This is a genomic window from Ensifer sp. Root31, assembly GCF_001424825.1.
Taxonomy (GTDB): Bacteria; Pseudomonadota; Alphaproteobacteria; order Rhizobiales; family Rhizobiaceae; genus Ensifer; species Ensifer canadensis.
Window position 1 is genome coordinate 137,100 of sequence record NZ_LMCO01000005.1, and the last position, 16,269, is coordinate 153,368.

A 16,269-nucleotide genomic window follows, 5' to 3' on the forward strand; every position below is an offset into this window, starting at 1 on the left:
CGTGGAAACGCTCTATCTCTTTGTTGTTTTACGCAGTTCCGGACGCAAAACCTCCTGGAACTGCTCTGGTGGGATTGAACGGGCATGAGGCTTTTGTTTCTGGGAGATATGGTTGGCAAGACGGGCCGCACGGCGGTCTGGGAGCGTCTTCCGGGGCTGGTCGGTGACCTCAAGCTGGACTTCGTCATCGTCAACGGCGAGAACGCCGCCGGCGGCTTCGGCATCACCGAAGATATCTTTCTCGAGACGATCAATGCCGGTGCCGATGTCGTCACCACAGGCAACCATGTCTGGGACCAGAAGGAGGCGGTCGTCTTCTGCGAGCGGCATGACCAGTTTTTACGGCCGGCCAACTATCCGGCGGGCACGCCCGGGCGCGGATCGAACCTGTTCTTTGCCCGCAACGGCGCACGCGTGCTGGTTGCCAATGTCATGGGTCGCGTCTTCATGCACCCCGAACTCGACGATCCCTTCAAATCGGCCGAAGCGATCCTCGATGCCTGCCCGCTCGGCGAGCAGGCGGATGCCATCGTCTTCGACTTTCATGCCGAGGCGACGAGCGAGAAGCAGTGTTTCGGCCATTTCGTCGACGGACGGGCAAGCCTCGTCGTCGGCACCCACACCCATGTACCGACGGCCGATCATCAGATCCTCAACGGCGGCACCGCCTATATGAGTGACGCCGGCATGTGCGGCGACTATGATTCCTCGCTCGGCATGGACAAGGAAGAACCGCTGAACCGGTTTATTTCGAAGATGCCGAAGGGGCGTTTCGAGGCGGCATCGGGGCCGGCGACCATCTGCGGCCTCGGCGTCGAGATTTCCGACCGCACCGGCCTTGCCGAAAAGATCGCGCCGCTGCGCCTCGGTCCGAGATTGACCGAAACGATCCCGGATTTCTGGGCCTGAGCCATCCTCAGGTTGACGATTTTTGGTTGCCTGATCGTCTCGCCCGCGCCTGACCAAGGCGCGGGTTTGCACACGTATCACCTTCCCGGAATTGATTTTTTTCAAGGTGACAAGCCGGCGAAATGATGGCAGGGTAACGCTACGTCAGCGCCGTTCGGACACGGCTGACGCTCGCAAGTCTTCCATACTGAGTACCATCCGCAGCACAGGATTGCGGGTTCGAAATGTCGCCGCAGGTACTCGGACGACCAATGTCCCGTGCCGGGCGTTCTCGATTTTACTGCATAATTCCTTGGATCGGCGTCGATTTGAGGAGCAAATTATGCGGCGAGTTTCAAGCGTGACAGCGTCCTTTTGCGCTTCATATATGACGCGCGGCGCTGTCGGTGCATTCGGAGAGCGTGCATGTATTCAAGATGGCATTTGCCGATGATTTTCGGCGTTTCGATTTCCCTTTTCTCTGCAGCCAACGTCGTCGCGCAGGATGCGCAGCTTCCCACCGTCACTGCCGCCAAGCCGGTCGTTCGCGATGTGATTGACAGCGACGAGTTCATCGGTCGCTTCGAGGCAGTCGATGAAGTTTCCGTCCGCGCCCGCGTCGGGGGCTATCTCGACGAGGTCAACTTCACCGACGGTGCCCTGGTGAAGAAGGGCGACAAGCTCTTCGTCATTGACCAACGCCCCTATCGCACCGCGCTATCGCAGGCGGAGGCGACGCTCGAGTCGACGCGTTCGTCTCTCGCCTTTGCCGAGACACAGTTCAAGCGCACGGAATCCCTGACTGGAACCGGCACGCTCTCCGTCTCGACGCTCGATGACCACCGCCGGGAATTGCTTTCGGCGCAAGCCGCCGTGCGCGGAGCGGAAGCCGCGGCCGAGCGCGCCAAGCTCGATCTCGACTATACGACGATCATCGCACCGCTGACCGGCCGCGTCGATCGCCGCCTGATCTCGACCGGCAACCTCGTTCAAGCGGACCAGACCGTGCTGACGACGATCGTTTCGCTCGATCCGATCGACTTCTATTTCGACGTCGATGAGCGTCGCCTGCTTTCCTATGCGCGTGTTGCTCGCGAACGCGGCAGCGCACTTCAGGAGGGCGGCGGCGCGCTCGATGTCATGGTCACCATCGCTGATTCCAACGAGGCGCCGTTCAAGGGCAAGCTCGATTTCGCCGAGAACCGGCTGGACCAGGCAAGCGGCACGATGCGGGTGCGTGCGCGCTTCGACAATCCCAACTACGTGCTGCAGCCGGGTCTCTTCGGTCGCGCCGAACTCGAGGGCTCGAACACCTACAAGGCTGTGCTCATTCCCGATGAAGCGATCGGCGCCGACCAGAACGAACGCATCGTTTATGAGGTGCGCGAAGACGGCACCGTTGCGACCAAGCCGGTGCGGCTCGGACCGAAGCTTCATGGCTATCGTGTCATCCGCAGCGGCATGACCGGCGACGAAACCATCGTGGTCAACGGCTTGATGCGGGCACGTCCGGGCACGAAGGTGAAGCCCGAGATCGTTGAACTGCCTCCTGAAGCTCAAGCGGCGGGGAGCGCTCAATGAGGTTTGCCCATTTCTTCGTAGACCGCCCGATCTTCGCATCGGTGCTTTCGATCGTGTTGCTGATCGTCGGCAGCATCGCCTACTTCCAGCTGCCGGTGGCGCAGTATCCGGAAATCGCACCGCCGACCATCGTCGTTCGCGCCGCCTATCCGGGCGCTGATGCCGAAACCATCGCCAACACGGTGGCAACGCCACTGGAACAGGAAATCAACGGCGTCGAGAACATGCTCTACATGTCCTCCTATTCGACCGCCGACGGTTCGATGGCGCTGACCATCACCTTCAAGCTCGGAACGGACCTCGATCAGGCCCAGGTTCTCGTGCAGAACCGCGTGTCCATCGCCGAACCGCGCCTGCCCGAAGATGTCCGGCGCATCGGCATCACTACGGCGAAAAGTTCACCCGACCTGATGATGGTCGTGCATCTGCTGTCGCCGAACGAACGTTACGACCAGCTCTACGTCTCGAACTATGCCCGCACCCGCATCCGCGACCTGCTGGTCCGTCTCGACGGCGTCGGTGACGTCATCCTGTTCGGCGAGCGTGAGTATGCGCTGCGCGTCTGGCTCGATCCGGAAAAGCTCTCGGCCTACGGAATGACGGCAGGCGACGTCGTGCAGGCGCTGCGGGAGCAGAACGTGCAGGTCTCGGGCGGTTCGATCGGCGCACCGCCGACACCGGGCGACAGCGCGTTCCAATATACTGTTACCACCGACGGCCGCTTCAGCGATGCCCGCCAGTTCCGCTACGTCATCGTCAAGGCGACGGAGAGCGGACGGCTGGTGCAGCTGCAGGACGTGGCGCGCATCGAACTCGGCGCCCGCGAATACGTCAACAACAGCTATCTGGACGGCAGCCCGGCCGTGGCGCTCGGCATCTTCTCGCGGCCGGGTACCAACGCGCTCGACGCGGCCGACGCGATCCAGAAGGTGATGACGGACGTTTCGAAGGACTTTCCGGAGGGCCTCGAATACCGGATCGTCTACAATCCGACCGAGTTCATCTCCGAATCGATCAACGAGGTCTACAAGACGATCGGCGAAGCCGCCATTCTGGTGGCGCTCGTGGTTCTCATCTTCCTGCAATCCTGGCGCACGGCGATCATCCCGATCGTGGCGATCCCGGTGTCGCTTGTCGGCACCTTCGCATTCCTTTACGCCTTCGGCTTCTCGCTCAACATGCTGACACTGTTCGGCCTGGTGCTGGCGATCGGCATCGTCGTCGACGATGCCATCGTCGTGGTCGAGAACGTCGAACGAAACCTGGCGCGCGGCATGACCCCGCGCGAGGCGTCGCACGTGACCATGGACGAAGTGGGGGCAGCGGTCATCGCGATCTCGCTGGTGCTGACCGCCGTCTTCATCCCGACGGCCTTCATCCCGGGTATTGCCGGCCAGTTCTATCTGCAGTTCGCCGTCACGATTTCAGTGGCGACGGTGATTTCCGCCTTCAATTCGCTGACGCTGTCGCCGGCGCTCGCGGCAATCCTGTTGAAACCGCACGAGAACAATCACCACGAAAGCGGCAACCCGCTCACCCGGTTTGGTCGGTCGCTGGCAAACGGCTTCAACAACGGTTTCGACCGCATGGCTGAAGGCTACGCCTGGATCGTGCGCAAGCTGATTTCGACAAAAACGGCGCTCGCTGCGGCGCTCGTCGTCTTCGTCGGCCTGCTTGGCGCCACCTGGTACATGGCGCAGATCGTGCCGAGCGGCTTCGTACCGACCATGGACCAGGGTTATGCCATCGTCGTCATCCAGCTTCCCGACGGCGCGTCGCTCGATCGGACCGATGCGGTGGTCAAGCGCGCTTCGAAGATCATCCAGGAAGTGCCCGGCGTGAAAAACGCCGTCGCCTTCGCCGGTTTCAACGGCGCGACCTTCACCAATGCGTCCAATGCCGGTGTCATCTTCGCGTCCTTCAAGAGCTTCGAGGAGCGGCTCAAGCACGGCGAGAGCGCCAACCAGATCATCGGCCAACTCTATGGCAGCCTGCAAAGTATCCAGGAGGCCTTCATCATCGCCGTTCCCCCGCCGTCGGTGCGTGGCATCGGCAACTCCGGCGGCTTCAAAATGCAGATTGTCGACCGGCAGAGTGCCGACATGCGCCGCGTGCTGGGGCTGGCCTACCAGATGATGGGTGCTGCCAACCAGACCGAGGGGCTGACCGGCGTCTTCACGACGTTCTCGGCGTCGAGCCCGCAATACTTCCTGGCGATCGATCGCGACAAGGCGAGGACCTTGAACGTGCCGATCCCGAATATCTTCGAGGCACTGTCGATCAATCTCGGCACGTCCTATGTCAACGACTTCAATGCCTTTGGCCGCGTCTATCAGGTGCGGGCACAGGCCGACCAGCAGTACCGTCTGGAGCGCGACGACATCCTGGCGCTGAAGGTCCGCTCTGCCACCGGCGCACTGGTGCCCATGGGCACGCTGGTCGAGATTCGCGACACTGCGGGTCCCGCCCTGGTGCAGCGATACAATATGTATGTCTCGGTACCGTTGCAGGGCAACCCGGCGCCGGGTGTCTCGACCGGCACGAGCCTCGACAAGATGGAGGTGCTTGCGGCCCAGATGCTGCCACAAGGCACATCGTTCGAGTGGACGGAACTCGCCTTCCAGGAGCGCCAGACGGGCAACACCGCGGTCTTCATCTTCGCGCTGTCGGTCGTCTTTGTGTTCCTGGCGCTGGCAGCGCAGTATGAAAGCTGGGTCCTGCCGCTGGCGATCATCCTGATCGTGCCGCTCGGTGTGCTCTCGGCACTCATCGGCGTTTTCCTACGGGGGCTCGACAACAACGTGCTGACCCAGATCGGGTTGATCGTGCTGATCGGGCTTGCGGCGAAGAACGCGATCCTGATTGTCGAGTTCGCCCGCCAGGGCGAGGATGAGGGGAAAACACCGATCGAAGCGGCGGTCGAGGCCAGCCAGTTGCGTCTGCGGCCGATCCTGATGACTGCCTTCGCCTTCATCCTCGGCGTCGTGCCGCTGATGATCGCCACGGGACCCGGTGCCGAAATGCGCCAGTCGCTCGGAACGGCGGTGTTCTCCGGCATGCTCGGCGTGACCTTCCTTGGCCTGTTCCTGACGCCGGTCTTCTACGTTACGCTGCGTTCGTTCCGCCGGCGCAAGCCGGTTGCGGCGACCGAGCCGATGGCGACGCCGGCCGAGTAACACGAGCGCTGTTGCTTGTGATCCAACGCCCCGGTGGCAGCGCCGGGGCGTTTCGCTGTGAACAGGACGCGCGACGCTGTTCGCAATGCCAGCACAATGACGCAAACGTGAGTGCCTGACGCAGCTTTGTCGCTGGACGTTACGGCGCGCTTGCACAATCCTCCTTTCGCCCGTGACGGCAGCGTTTCTCGAATTGACGTGTTCGCTGCCGATACTCTCAAACGGCCGCATGACCTGTACCCAAGCCGAATGGGCTTGAGCACAGGTCATGCGTGCGCGGTGTGAAAGGTGATGGATGATGCTCCGCTACCTTGCCTACACTTTTGCCGCCATCTGGCTTCTGCATGCCTTCTGGCCGTCGGCCGCGCATGCACAGGCAGCGCCCGCACAAGTGAGCCAATGCCAGGCGATCGCCGAGGCGTTGCCTCAGACCGCGTTCGCCAGTTTTACACCGGCCGCCGCAACGAAGGGGCAGACGGCCGCTGGTGAAGTGACGATCAGCTATCTCGGCCACTCGACCTTTCTGATCGAGACGCCGGGCGGCGTGTCGATCGCCACGGACTATAATGGCTGGTTCCGTCCGTCGGCGCCGCCGACCGTGGTGACGATGAACAAGGCGCATTCCAGCCACTACACATTGACGCCGGATCCGGCGATCCGCACGGTGCTGCATGGTTGGGGTGAAGACGGCGAGCCGGCGCGGCACGACCTCGTCGTCGGCGATGCCTATATCCGCAATGTCACCACGGACATCCGCTCCGGCGCCGTGACGATGGAGCATGATGGCAATTCCATCTTCATCTTCGAGGTGGCGGGTCTGTGCATCGGCCATCTCGGCCATCTGCACCACGAGCTCGATGACAGCCACTACCGGCAGATCGGCAGGCTCGATGTGCTGATGGTGCCGGTCGATGGCGGGCTGACGATGGGGGCCGAAAGCATGAGCCGCGTCGTTTCGCGGCTGCGCGCGGCGCTTATCCTGCCGATGCATCGGCGCGGTCCCCCGATCGACGCCTTCCTCGACATGTTCGGCGACGATTTCGACAAGAGCTTCGCGACCGGAGCGAGCGTCAAAGTCTCGCTGCGTTCCTTGCCAAGCAAACCGCTGATTTATATCCTCCAGGGCGTCTGAACATCGGGATTGCCCAATGAGATCGTTTGCAGCCGGCGTCGTTGCGTTTCTGTCCTTTTCAACAATGGTTTTGGTAACGGCGGCTCTGGCTGGAGGCGCGCCTGCGCCGCGCATGCCGCCTCCCGACACCCAGCACCCGCAAGCTGTTCCCCAGGCGACTGTCGCGCCCGTTGCCGAGCAGGAAGAGTTCGTGATGCCATCGGGCAATATCGGCTGCATCTACACACCCCCCGGCGGCACGCCGACCTATCAGCTTGCCGACGGCGGGCCGGAGCTCGCCTGCGATATCATCGCGCCGCGTTACGTCAGGGCAACGCTCGGACGGGCCGGCGCGGCAACGATCAATCGCGAGGTCGGAGATCCGAGCTGCTGTTCGGCCGGGCCGATCCTCGAATATAGGGCGACATGGCAGGGCGGGCCCTTTTCCTGCATCTCGGAACGAACGGGCCTTTCCTGCCGCCGCGAGGACGGCCATGCCTTCGTTCTCAGTCGCGGGCGCATCTCCGCCAACTGAAAAGAAACGCCCCCTGCTGGACGGAAAGCGGCAATAAAACTATAAGGCGCCCCATTCCATTCAAATTCATGCATGCAGAGGGTGCCATGGCTGGCCATTCACAGTTCAAGAACATCATGCACCGCAAGGGCCGTCAGGATGCGGTGCGCTCGAAAATGTTTTCCAAGCTCGCGCGCGAAATCACGGTTGCGGCGAAGACCGGCATGCCCGATCCGTCGATGAACGCGCGCCTGCGTCTGGCGATCCAGAACGCCAAGGCGCAATCGATGCCGAAGGACAACATCGAACGTGCGATCAAGAAGGCCTCCGGCGGCGACGCGGAGAACTACGAAGAAGTCCGTTACGAAGGTTATGGCCCGGGCGGCGTCGCTGTTATCGTCGAGGCGTTGACCGACAACCGCAACCGTACCGCCTCCAACGTCCGCTCGACCTTCACCAAGGCCGGTGGCGCGCTTGGTGAAACCGGTTCGGTTTCCTTCTCCTTCGACCGTGTCGGCGAGATCACCTACAAGCTTTCGGTCGGCGACGCCGACAAGGTGATGGAAGCGGCGATCGAAGCCGGTGCCGACGACGTGACCACCGACGAGGACGGCCACACGATCATCTGCGGCTTCGAAGCGATCGGCGAAGTCTCCAAGGCTCTGGAAGACACGCTCGGCGAAGCCGAAACCGTCAATGCGATCTGGAAAGCCCAGAACACCGTGCCTGTTGACGAGGAGAAGGCGCAGTCGCTGATGAAGCTCATCGACATTCTTGAAGACGACGACGACGTGCAGAACGTCTATTCGAACTTCGAAGTGTCCGATGAGGTCATGGCGAAGCTTTCGGCCTGATCCGGATTTTTTCAGGCCTACTGCATGTCTCCTTAAGTCCCATCCGATTTAGGGACAAAAACATGCAGCAATTCAAAGTGCTACAGCGACCTTTGCGCGTCCAATCGGACGCACTGCGCTGTAGACGTCTTGATCTACCCGTGTCCTAAAGGGCACGGGTTTTTCTTTGGGCGTCACCGATGGGATGTGACTGATGACGTATGAGTTCGCGATCTTCGACTTCGACGGTACACTCGCCGATACGGCGGAGCTGTTCATGGCGGCGAGCAACCTTGCCGCCGCGCGCTTTGGGTTTCGCCAGCTCACGGTCGAGGAGTTCAAGGGGCTGCGCGCCATGGGCAGTCGCGAGATCATCGCGCATCTCGGCGTACCGATGTGGAAACTGCCGCAGATCGCCACTTTCATGCGGCAGGAAATGGCCGCCCAGGCTCGGGCCATTCAGCTTTTCCCCGGCGTTTCGGGCATGCTGACGGCGCTGAAGTCGGCTGGCATCGGCATCGCGGTCGTCAGTTCGAATGGCGAAGCGGCCGTTCGCAAGGCGCTGGGCGAGACCGCTGGCGCTATCGACCTGTTCGAATGCGGCGCCACACTGTTCGGCAAGGCGCAGCATTTCAAGAGGGTCGTCAAGTTTGCCGGCATCGATCCTTCGCGGATGCTTGCGATCGGCGACGAGGCTCGCGACATCGAGGCAGCCCGCAAAGTACGCATTGCGGCGGGCGCCGTCGGCTGGGGCTACGCCGATCCGGCGTTCCTGAAATCGCTCGGGCCGGATCGTTTCTTCGATCGCATCGACGAGATCCTGCCGGCCTTTCGGGTCGCGGGGCGGGGCTGACCAACTGATCAGGCCGCCTTGGCAAGCTCCTGCTGCGCCTCGGCGAAAAGCCGAAGCGACTTGAGCCGGGCATCCATGTCGAAGATCGGCATCGAGATGATCAGTTCGTCCGCCTTCGTTTGGTCAAGGAACGTTTCGATCTTTCTGCGGATGGTCTCCGGTCCACCGACGATGGCATAGGACATCGCGTGATCGACAAAGATCTTCTCATCCGAACTCCATAGCCCATCCATGGACGCCACCGGCGCCGGGAACCGGCCGCGGGCGTTGCGCCGCAGGGCGACGAAGGATTGCTGCATCGACGTGAAGAGGTAGTTCGCCTCCTCGTCGGTGGCAGCTGCCACGCCCATGACGCCGACCATCACGTGCGGCTTGTTGAGCGTCTGCGAAGGCGTGAAGCGCTCGCGATAGATCTCAAGCGCCGACAGCAGCATGTCGGGCGCGAAATGCGAGGCAAAGGCAAAGGGCAAACCGAGCATGCCGGCGAGATGGGCGCTGTAGTGGCTCGATCCGAGCAGCCAGATCGGCACATTGGTGTCGGAACCCGGAACCGCGATGATCTTCTGATCCTCGGCGACGGGGCCGAGCAGTGCCTGCAGTTCGACGACGTCATTGGGGAAGTTGTTGGCGCTCGCCTCCATATTGCGGCGAAGCGCCTGGGCGGTGCGCATGTCGGTGCCCGGCGCGCGGCCGAGCCCGAGATCGATGCGGCCGGGATAGAGGGCGGCAAGTGTGCCGAACTGCTCGGCAATCACCAGCGGCGAATGGTTCGGTAGCATGATACCGCCGGAGCCGACGCGGATCGTCTTCGTTCCTGCGGCGACGTGGGAAATGACGATCGAGGTCGCCGCGCTGGCAATGCCCTTCATGCCGTGATGTTCGGCCAGCCAGAAGCGCTTGTAGCCGTTTTCTTCGGCCGCCTGCGCCAAGAGCCTCGAGTTTTCGAGCGATTGGGCGACACTGCCGCCTTCGGTGATCGGGGAGAGATCGAGGACGGAGAAAGTCGCCATGAGCCAGGCCTTTATTGAGCGAAATTGATTGAATGGCTATGTAAGGTCAAAATTCCTCAATCCAAGGGTAGCGCTTGAGATTTCCGACAGCCGCGCTTGCCTCATGTGGATGTTTTTGTTTTGTTCACTTTTTGCTGGCAGCGTCCGGACACGCAGCATAGGGTGAAATTCATGCAAACCACGATTCGCATCATCGGCATCGATCCGGGCCTCCGCCGTACCGGCTGGGGCATCATCGAAACGCTTGGCAATTCGCTGCGTTTCGTCGCCTCCGGCACGGTGACATCCGATGGCGACATGGATCTCGCTTCGCGGCTCTGCCAGCTGCATGATGGCCTGGCGGAAGTCGTGCACAGTTATCAGCCAGACGAGGCCGCGGTGGAGCAGACCTTCGTCAACAAGGATGCAACGGCGACGCTGAAGCTCGGGCAGGCGCGCGGCATCGCCATGCTGGTGCCGGCGCGCGCGGGCTTGAGGGTTGCCGAATATGCGCCGAACGCGGTCAAGAAGGCCGTCATCGGTGTCGGCCACGGTGAAAAGCAGCAAATCCACATGATGCTGAAAGTCCTGATGCCGAAGGCCGAGTTCAAGGGCAACGATGCTGCCGACGCGCTCGCGATTGCCATTTGCCACGCGCACAACCGCCTGTCGGTGACCAGCCGGCTTGCGGCCCTGATGGGGTAGTTGCGCTGGTGCCGTTAATTTCCGATGGTCGGTCCGATCATCCCGCAATCCATCCATGAGAGACGACGCCACATGATCGGCAAATTGAAGGGTACTATCGACGAAATCGGCGAGGATCATGTCGTTCTCGACGTGCATGGCGTCGGCTATGTCGCCCATTGTTCGGCGCGCACATTGTCGAAGCTCGGTTCGGCGGGAGAGGCGGCGGTGCTGTTTATCGAGACCTATGTGCGCGAGGACCAGTTGAAGCTGTTCGGCTTCCTGACGGCGCTGGAGCGCGAGTGGTTCCGGCTGTTGCAGAGCGTCCAGGGGGTGGGCTCCAAGGTGGCGCTCGCTCTTTTGTCGACGCTGACGCCGGGCGAGCTTGCAAACGCGATTGCGCTACAGGACAAGACCTCGGTGTCGCGCGCGCCGGGTGTCGGCCCGAAGGTGGCGGTGCGCATCGTCACCGAACTGAAAAACAAGGCACCGGCGTTTGCCGGCGAAATGTCCGGCACGATCGGCCTCAAGCAGGAGCTTGGCGAGGGTGTTGCCTCGGCGCCGGTTTCAGACGCGGTGTCGGCGTTGACCAACCTCGGCTATTCCCGCGACCAGGCTGCAAATGCGGTTGCCGCGGCGCTGAAGAACGGCGGCGAGGACGCCGACAGCGCCAAGCTGATCCGGCTTGGCCTCAAGGAGCTGGCGCGATGATTCCTTGCGTTGTCGTGCCGGCCGATGCAAAACGGGCATTCTCTTTAACACCACGCGCAAGAATGCCCGATCGATTGGAACGGATGGATGACTGAAGCCGCACGCCTGATAACGCCGGAAAAGCGCGGCGAAGATCTCGATGCGACGATGCGTCCGCAGTCTCTGGACGAATTCACCGGCCAGGCGGAAGCCCGCGCCAACCTGAAGATCTTCATCGAAGCGGCGAAGAACCGCGGCGAAGCGCTCGATCACGTGCTGTTCGTCGGGCCGCCCGGTCTCGGCAAGACGACGCTGGCGCAGATCATGGCCAAGGAGCTGGGCGTCAACTTCCGCTCGACCTCCGGGCCTGTTATCGCCAAGGCGGGCGATCTGGCAGCGCTCCTGACCAATCTCGAAGAGCGCGACGTTCTGTTCATCGACGAAATCCACCGGCTCAACCCGGCGGTCGAGGAAATCCTCTATCCGGCGATGGAAGACTTCCAGCTCGATCTGATCATCGGCGAGGGACCGGCGGCGCGATCGGTGAAGATCGATCTGTCGAAGTTCACGCTGGTCGCTGCAACCACCCGTCTCGGCCTGCTGACGACGCCGCTGCGCGACCGCTTCGGTATTCCGGTGCGGCTCAATTTCTATACGGTCGAGGAACTGGAATCGATCGTGCGCCGCGGCTCCCGGCTGATGGGGCTCGGCATGACCGACGACGGCGCACGCGAGATTGCGCGGCGCGCACGGGGAACGCCGCGGATCGCCGGCCGCCTGCTGCGTCGCGTGCGTGATTTTGCCGAAGTGGCCCGGGCCGAAGCGGTGACCAAGCAGATCGCCGACGAGGCGCTGACGCGGCTTCTCGTCGACAATATGGGGCTCGACCAGCTCGACCGGCGCTATCTCTTCATGATCGCCCAGAATTTCGCTGGCGGGCCTGTCGGCATCGAGACCATTGCCGCCGGGCTTTCCGAACCGCGCGATGCGATCGAAGACATCATCGAACCCTATCTGATCCAGCAGGGTTTCATCCAGCGCACGCCGCGCGGCCGCATATTGACCGCCAATGCCTGGAAACATATCGGCCTCAATCCGCCAAAAGAGGTCGAGGCGACCCAGTTTCGATTGACGCTCGAGGACGAGTAAATGATCACGCGCCGTGGGCTTCTGAAGTTTCTCGGCGGCGGGATTGCCAGCATGGCGGCGCTTGGCGGCTATGCCTTTGCCATCGAGCCGCTCGCCCGGCTGAGCGTGACGCGTTATGCGCTGACGCCGCCGGGCTGGTCGCCGGGCTTGAAGCTGCGGGTGGTGGCACTTGCGGACATCCACGCCTGTGAGCCATGGATGTCCGCCAACCGCATCGCCTCGATCTGCCGGCAGGCCAATGCGCTTGGTGGCGATATCACCGTCCTTCTCGGCGACTATGCCGCCGGCATGAACCTGGTGACACGCTATGTGCATTCCAGCGAATGGTCGAAGGCGCTCGCGACGCTTGAGGCGCCGCTCGGCGTGCATGCGATCATGGGCAATCACGACTGGTGGGAGGACAGGACCGCGCAGAAGAACAGCGGCGGCCTCACCTTCGGTCACAAGGCGCTCGCCGACGTCGGCATCAACGTCTACAGCAATCGCGCCATCCGCCTGGAAAAGGATGGCCTCGGCTTCTGGCTCGCCGGCCTCGAAGACCAACTCGCGTTGGTGCCGGGCAAGAAATGGATGCGCAAGCATATGCAGGGCCTCGACGATCTCGATGGCACGCTGGCACAAGTAGAAGACGACGCGCCGGTGATCCTGCTTGCCCATGAGCCCGACATTTTTCCGAAAGTGCCTTCGCGCGTTGCCTTGACGCTCTCGGGCCACACCCATGGTGGGCAGGTCCGGTTTCTCGGTCATGCTCCCGTCTTACCCTCGCGCTTCGGCGATCGGTATGCGTATGGTCATATGGTTGAAGACGATCGCAGCCTGATCGTTTCCGGCGGGCTCGGCTGCTCGATCGCGCCGGTCCGCTTCGGCGTGCCGCCGGAGATCGTCGTCATCGACCTCGGCTGAGGGGATTCCGGCCGCATGGCTTAGGCGCGCGGCCAAATGGCGTATTTCGGCGTGGCGGCGGGCTCGCTATGATCCGCGACAGCGCCACGCGTCTCATGAGACGCGCAGAGGTCGCTGTAGCACTTTGAATTGCTGCATGTTTCCTTGAACCGGATACGATTTAAGGAAACATGCAGTAGGGAAAGAGCCGGCCGTCGACGTTGGACGAGCGCTTTCCATTACCTGCATCGCCTCGATGAAGGTGGCAGGCGGCTTGGCGTCCATCCATTGAAGGGAAGAGTGAATGCTGGCGCGGCGCGGGTTCCTCAAGCTTCTCGGCGGGCTGGTGATGGCTGGGTTTGGCACCAGCGCCTATGCGGTGGGGGTCGAGCCGTTGCAGCGGCCGCTGGTGACGTCCTACGCTTTGCGGCCTGCCAACTGGCCGCCAGGCCTCAAGCTCAGGGTCGTCGTCCTGGCCGATATCCACGCCTGCGAACCCTGGATGCCTGTGCACCGGATTGCCGGCATCTGCGATCAGGCCAGTGCGCTTGGTGGCGACATCATCCTCCTTCTCGGCGACTATATGAGCAGCCTGCGCCTGACCGGTTTCATCGAACCCGCCCGTTGGGCCGAGGCATTGGCGCGGCTGAAAGCGCCTCTCGGGGTCCACGCGATCATAGGCAATCACGACTGGCTCAACGATCCGGTCGCCCGTCTGGCCGGGCATGGTCCGACGCTAGCCCACAGGGCGCTTGCCGGCGTTGGCATCCCGGTCTACGACAATCGTGCGCTGCGGCTCGAAAAGGACGGACGATCCTTCTGGCTCGCCGGTCTGGCCGATCAACTCGAGCCAACCTACCTGGCTCCCGACGGCTCAGGCATGATCCCCGGGCTCGATGACCTGCCCGGCACGATGGCCGGCATGGATGGTGACGATCCGATCATCCTGATGGCCCACGAGCCGGACATCTTTGTCGACGTGCCCCGGCGTGTATCGTTGACACTCGCCGGCCATACCCATGGCGGGCAGGTCAGGATTCTCGGCTATGCGCCGCTTGTCCCGTCGCGATACGGCAACCGCTATGCCTACGGCCACGTCGTCGAGGACGGTCGTCACATGATCGTCTCCGGTGGATTGGGTCTTTCGAATTTGCCGATCCGGATCGGATCGCCGCCGGAAATCGTTGCCATCGATATCGGCTAATGACAGCGTCGACTCAAGCAACGGGCTCGGTGATCTTGCCGAAGGTGAAGATGCAGATCGGCCGCTTGCTGATGGAAGGCATGTCGACCAAGCAGCGCAGCACCTTCCTCGTCTCCGGTGTAATATCGGCAACCTCCTGGTGCGTGCCGTTGATGCTCGGCGCATTGCCACAGCTCAATTTCGTCGTTCCGATGATGGTGATCCTGATGGCCTATGGCCTGCTGCTTGCCGCCGCGATCGTTGTCTCGCACAGCCTTCTCTTCGTGCTTCCGGCGGATAAAACCGGCAAATTCGATGAAAGCGCGGATCGAGCCGATGATGGGCCTGCTGTCGGTGGCTTGAGTTGGGGGATCACGGGTCTGGTTTGACCCGTGATCAGAAGGAAAGGCCCGTGACCTGAGACCCTGAACTTCCTCCAAATTTTGGTAGAGTCCGTCACATTGAGGAGACGGACGGAATGAAGCGTGCACGGTTCACGGAACAGCAGATCANTGACCTGAGACCCTGAACTTCCTCCAAATTTTGGTAGAGTCCGTCACATTGAGGAGACGGACGGAATGAAGCGTGCACGGTTCACGGAACAGCAGATCATCGGGATACTGAACGAGCAGGAGAGTGGCCAGAAGACGGCCGATGTCTGCCGCAGGCATGGGATATCGGAGGCAACCTTTTACAAATACAAGGCGAAGTATGGCGGCATGGATGTTTCCGACGCCAGGAAGCTAAAGGCTTTGGAAGATGAGAATGCCAAGCTGAAGAAACTGCTCGCCGAAGCAATGCTGGACAACGCGATCCTGAAGGACGTCGCATCAAAAAAATGGTGACGCCCGATGTGAAGCGAGATGCGGTGGCTCATGTCTGCAAGGAGCATGGTGTGAGCCAGCGTCGGGCGTGCGAGGTTTTGTCCATTGACCGGTCGAGCATGCGATATCGCAGTATTCGGCCTGATGACGCCCATATCCGGGATGCCATGAAGAAGGTAGCGTCAGAGCGCCGCCGTTTCGGCTATCGGCGCATCCACGTGATGTTGGATCGGCAGGGTATCGTCATGAACCTGAAGAAGCTCAGGCGGCTCTATCGGGAAGAGAAGCTGACCGTCCGCAAACGCGGCGGGCGCAAGCGTGCCCTGGGAACCAGGCGGYCGTTGGSATTGCCATCGCGTCCCAATGAGCGCTGGAGCCTGGACTTCGTTAGCGACGCCTTCACCGATGGTCGCCGCTTCCGCGTCCTGGCCGTTGTCGACGACTTCACCCGTGAGTGCTTGGCGCTAGTCGCCGACACGTCACTCTCAGGGCTGCGGCTTGCTCGGGAGTTGGATACGATCATCGCACGGCGCGGAAAGCCAAGGACCATTGTCTCTGACAATGGCACGGAAATGACCAGCATGGCCGTTCTCAAGTGGTGCCAGGGCACACACGTCGAATGGCATTACATCGCACCTGGCAAGCCGATGCAGAACGGTTTCGTTGAAAGCTTCAATGGCAGCTTCCGCGACGAATGCCTCAACGAAACCCTCTTCTCATCGCTGACACAGGCGCGGACGGACATCACAGCGTGGAAGGAGGACTACAACCGAAACAGACCACACTCATCGCTCGGAAATATCACACCCAGCGAATTCGCAATGAAAATGGCTATGGAAAAACAGGCCGCTTGAAGTCAGATTGAAACCAACGACTCTCCTGAAAAATGGAGGGAAGATGGGTCTCAGGTCA

Annotated in this window: 15 protein-coding genes; 14 read left to right on the plus strand and 1 reads right to left on the minus strand. The window is 61.7% G+C overall.

Annotation, left to right across the window (positions count from 1 at the left end; translation table 11 throughout):
• Positions 1 to 84 precede the first annotated feature (84 nt).
• The 7 genes from ASD00_RS06810 (at position 85) to ASD00_RS06840 (ending at position 8,956) form a co-directional block, all read left to right on the plus strand.
• Complete coding sequence (locus tag ASD00_RS06810) at positions 85 to 909, plus strand: YmdB family metallophosphoesterase (RefSeq protein ID WP_053249648.1); 825 nt, start codon at positions 85 to 87, stop codon at positions 907 to 909.
• Between the two features lie 405 nt (positions 910 to 1,314).
• Complete coding sequence (locus tag ASD00_RS06815) at positions 1,315 to 2,469, plus strand: efflux RND transporter periplasmic adaptor subunit (protein WP_057205695.1); 1,155 nt, start codon at positions 1,315 to 1,317, stop codon at positions 2,467 to 2,469.
• Positions 2,466 to 5,645, plus strand: a complete 3,180-nt coding sequence (locus ASD00_RS06820) for a multidrug efflux RND transporter permease subunit (RefSeq protein ID WP_057205697.1) — start codon at positions 2,466 to 2,468, stop codon at positions 5,643 to 5,645. The genes ASD00_RS06815 and ASD00_RS06820 overlap by 4 nt, the downstream gene beginning before the upstream one ends.
• Positions 5,646 to 5,940: 295 nt before the next feature.
• Positions 5,941 to 6,777: an MBL fold metallo-hydrolase gene (locus ASD00_RS06825; RefSeq protein WP_057205699.1), complete on the plus strand. Its 837-nt coding sequence runs from the start codon at positions 5,941 to 5,943 to the stop codon at positions 6,775 to 6,777.
• A gap of 16 nt (positions 6,778 to 6,793) precedes the next feature.
• Positions 6,794 to 7,291 (plus strand): hypothetical protein, encoded by a 498-nt coding sequence (locus ASD00_RS06830; protein WP_057205702.1) that lies wholly within the window; start codon positions 6,794 to 6,796, stop codon positions 7,289 to 7,291.
• Between the two features lie 86 nt (positions 7,292 to 7,377).
• Positions 7,378 to 8,124 carry a YebC/PmpR family DNA-binding transcriptional regulator gene (locus ASD00_RS06835; RefSeq protein WP_025424746.1) on the plus strand — a complete coding sequence of 249 codons (747 nt, stop codon included), beginning with the start codon at positions 7,378 to 7,380 and terminating at the stop codon, positions 8,122 to 8,124.
• Between the two features lie 193 nt (positions 8,125 to 8,317).
• On the plus strand, positions 8,318 to 8,956 hold the full coding sequence (locus ASD00_RS06840; RefSeq protein WP_057205703.1) for an HAD hydrolase-like protein: 639 nt from the start codon (positions 8,318 to 8,320) through the stop codon (positions 8,954 to 8,956).
• A gap of 8 nt (positions 8,957 to 8,964) precedes the next feature.
• Here the strand turns inward: ASD00_RS06840 and ASD00_RS06845 are convergent, their stop codons facing one another.
• Positions 8,965 to 9,966: an LLM class flavin-dependent oxidoreductase gene (locus tag ASD00_RS06845; protein ID WP_057205705.1), complete on the minus strand. Its 1,002-nt coding sequence runs from the start codon at positions 9,964 to 9,966 to the stop codon at positions 8,965 to 8,967.
• Between the two features lie 171 nt (positions 9,967 to 10,137).
• Between ASD00_RS06845 and ruvC the strand changes: the two genes are divergently transcribed.
• The 7 genes from ruvC (at position 10,138) to ASD00_RS06885 (ending at position 16,211) form a co-directional block, all read left to right on the plus strand.
• Positions 10,138 to 10,650: a crossover junction endodeoxyribonuclease RuvC gene (ruvC, locus tag ASD00_RS06850; RefSeq protein ID WP_025424743.1), complete on the plus strand. Its 513-nt coding sequence runs from the start codon at positions 10,138 to 10,140 to the stop codon at positions 10,648 to 10,650.
• 72 nt (positions 10,651 to 10,722) lie between these two features.
• Positions 10,723 to 11,340 carry a Holliday junction branch migration protein RuvA gene (ruvA, locus tag ASD00_RS06855; RefSeq protein ID WP_025424742.1) on the plus strand — a complete coding sequence of 206 codons (618 nt, stop codon included), beginning with the start codon at positions 10,723 to 10,725 and terminating at the stop codon, positions 11,338 to 11,340.
• A gap of 87 nt (positions 11,341 to 11,427) precedes the next feature.
• Complete coding sequence (gene ruvB, locus ASD00_RS06860; protein WP_057205706.1) at positions 11,428 to 12,468, plus strand: Holliday junction branch migration DNA helicase RuvB; 1,041 nt, start codon at positions 11,428 to 11,430, stop codon at positions 12,466 to 12,468.
• Positions 12,469 to 13,371 (plus strand): metallophosphoesterase, encoded by a 903-nt coding sequence (locus tag ASD00_RS06865; RefSeq protein WP_057205709.1) that lies wholly within the window; start codon positions 12,469 to 12,471, stop codon positions 13,369 to 13,371.
• Between the two features lie 283 nt (positions 13,372 to 13,654).
• Positions 13,655 to 14,554, plus strand: coding sequence for a metallophosphoesterase (locus tag ASD00_RS06870; RefSeq protein ID WP_057205711.1), 900 nt, complete (start codon positions 13,655 to 13,657; stop codon positions 14,552 to 14,554).
• Positions 14,554 to 14,922 (plus strand): hypothetical protein, encoded by a 369-nt coding sequence (locus tag ASD00_RS06875; protein ID WP_057205713.1) that lies wholly within the window; start codon positions 14,554 to 14,556, stop codon positions 14,920 to 14,922. The genes ASD00_RS06870 and ASD00_RS06875 overlap by 1 nt, the downstream gene beginning before the upstream one ends.
• 189 nt (positions 14,923 to 15,111) lie before the next feature.
• A protein-coding gene (locus tag ASD00_RS06885) for an IS3 family transposase (protein WP_244496021.1) occupies positions 15,112 to 16,211 on the plus strand; the annotation gives its coding sequence in 2 pieces (ribosomal slippage) (positions 15,112 to 15,373 and positions 15,373 to 16,211; 1,101 coding nt in all).
• The last annotated feature ends 58 nt before the right edge of the window (positions 16,212 to 16,269 follow it).

What these genes read in the sequence shown, in the direction of transcription:
- ASD00_RS06830 (WP_057205702.1), top strand. Translation starts at nt 6,794, where the DNA reads ATGAGATCGTTTGCAGCCGGCGTCGTTGCGTTTCTGTCCTTTTCAACA.
- ASD00_RS06870 (WP_057205711.1), top strand. Translation starts at nt 13,655, where the DNA reads ATGCTGGCGCGGCGCGGGTTCCTCAAGCTTCTCGGCGGGCTGGTGATG.
- ASD00_RS06810 (WP_053249648.1), top strand. Translation starts at nt 85, where the DNA reads ATGAGGCTTTTGTTTCTGGGAGATATGGTTGGCAAGACGGGCCGCACG.
- ruvA (WP_025424742.1), top strand. Translation starts at nt 10,723, where the DNA reads ATGATCGGCAAATTGAAGGGTACTATCGACGAAATCGGCGAGGATCAT.
- ASD00_RS06820 (WP_057205697.1), top strand. Translation starts at nt 2,466, where the DNA reads ATGAGGTTTGCCCATTTCTTCGTAGACCGCCCGATCTTCGCATCGGTG.
- ruvC (WP_025424743.1), top strand. Translation starts at nt 10,138, where the DNA reads ATGCAAACCACGATTCGCATCATCGGCATCGATCCGGGCCTCCGCCGT.
- ASD00_RS06815 (WP_057205695.1), top strand. Translation starts at nt 1,315, where the DNA reads ATGTATTCAAGATGGCATTTGCCGATGATTTTCGGCGTTTCGATTTCC.
- ruvB (WP_057205706.1), top strand. Translation starts at nt 11,428, where the DNA reads ATGACTGAAGCCGCACGCCTGATAACGCCGGAAAAGCGCGGCGAAGAT.
- ASD00_RS06845 (WP_057205705.1), bottom strand. Translation starts at nt 9,966, where the DNA reads ATGGCGACTTTCTCCGTCCTCGATCTCTCCCCGATCACCGAAGGCGGC.
- ASD00_RS06840 (WP_057205703.1), top strand. Translation starts at nt 8,318, where the DNA reads ATGACGTATGAGTTCGCGATCTTCGACTTCGACGGTACACTCGCCGAT.
- ASD00_RS06835 (WP_025424746.1), top strand. Translation starts at nt 7,378, where the DNA reads ATGGCTGGCCATTCACAGTTCAAGAACATCATGCACCGCAAGGGCCGT.
- ASD00_RS06865 (WP_057205709.1), top strand. Translation starts at nt 12,469, where the DNA reads ATGATCACGCGCCGTGGGCTTCTGAAGTTTCTCGGCGGCGGGATTGCC.
- ASD00_RS06875 (WP_057205713.1), top strand. Translation starts at nt 14,554, where the DNA reads ATGACAGCGTCGACTCAAGCAACGGGCTCGGTGATCTTGCCGAAGGTG.
- ASD00_RS06825 (WP_057205699.1), top strand. Translation starts at nt 5,941, where the DNA reads ATGATGCTCCGCTACCTTGCCTACACTTTTGCCGCCATCTGGCTTCTG.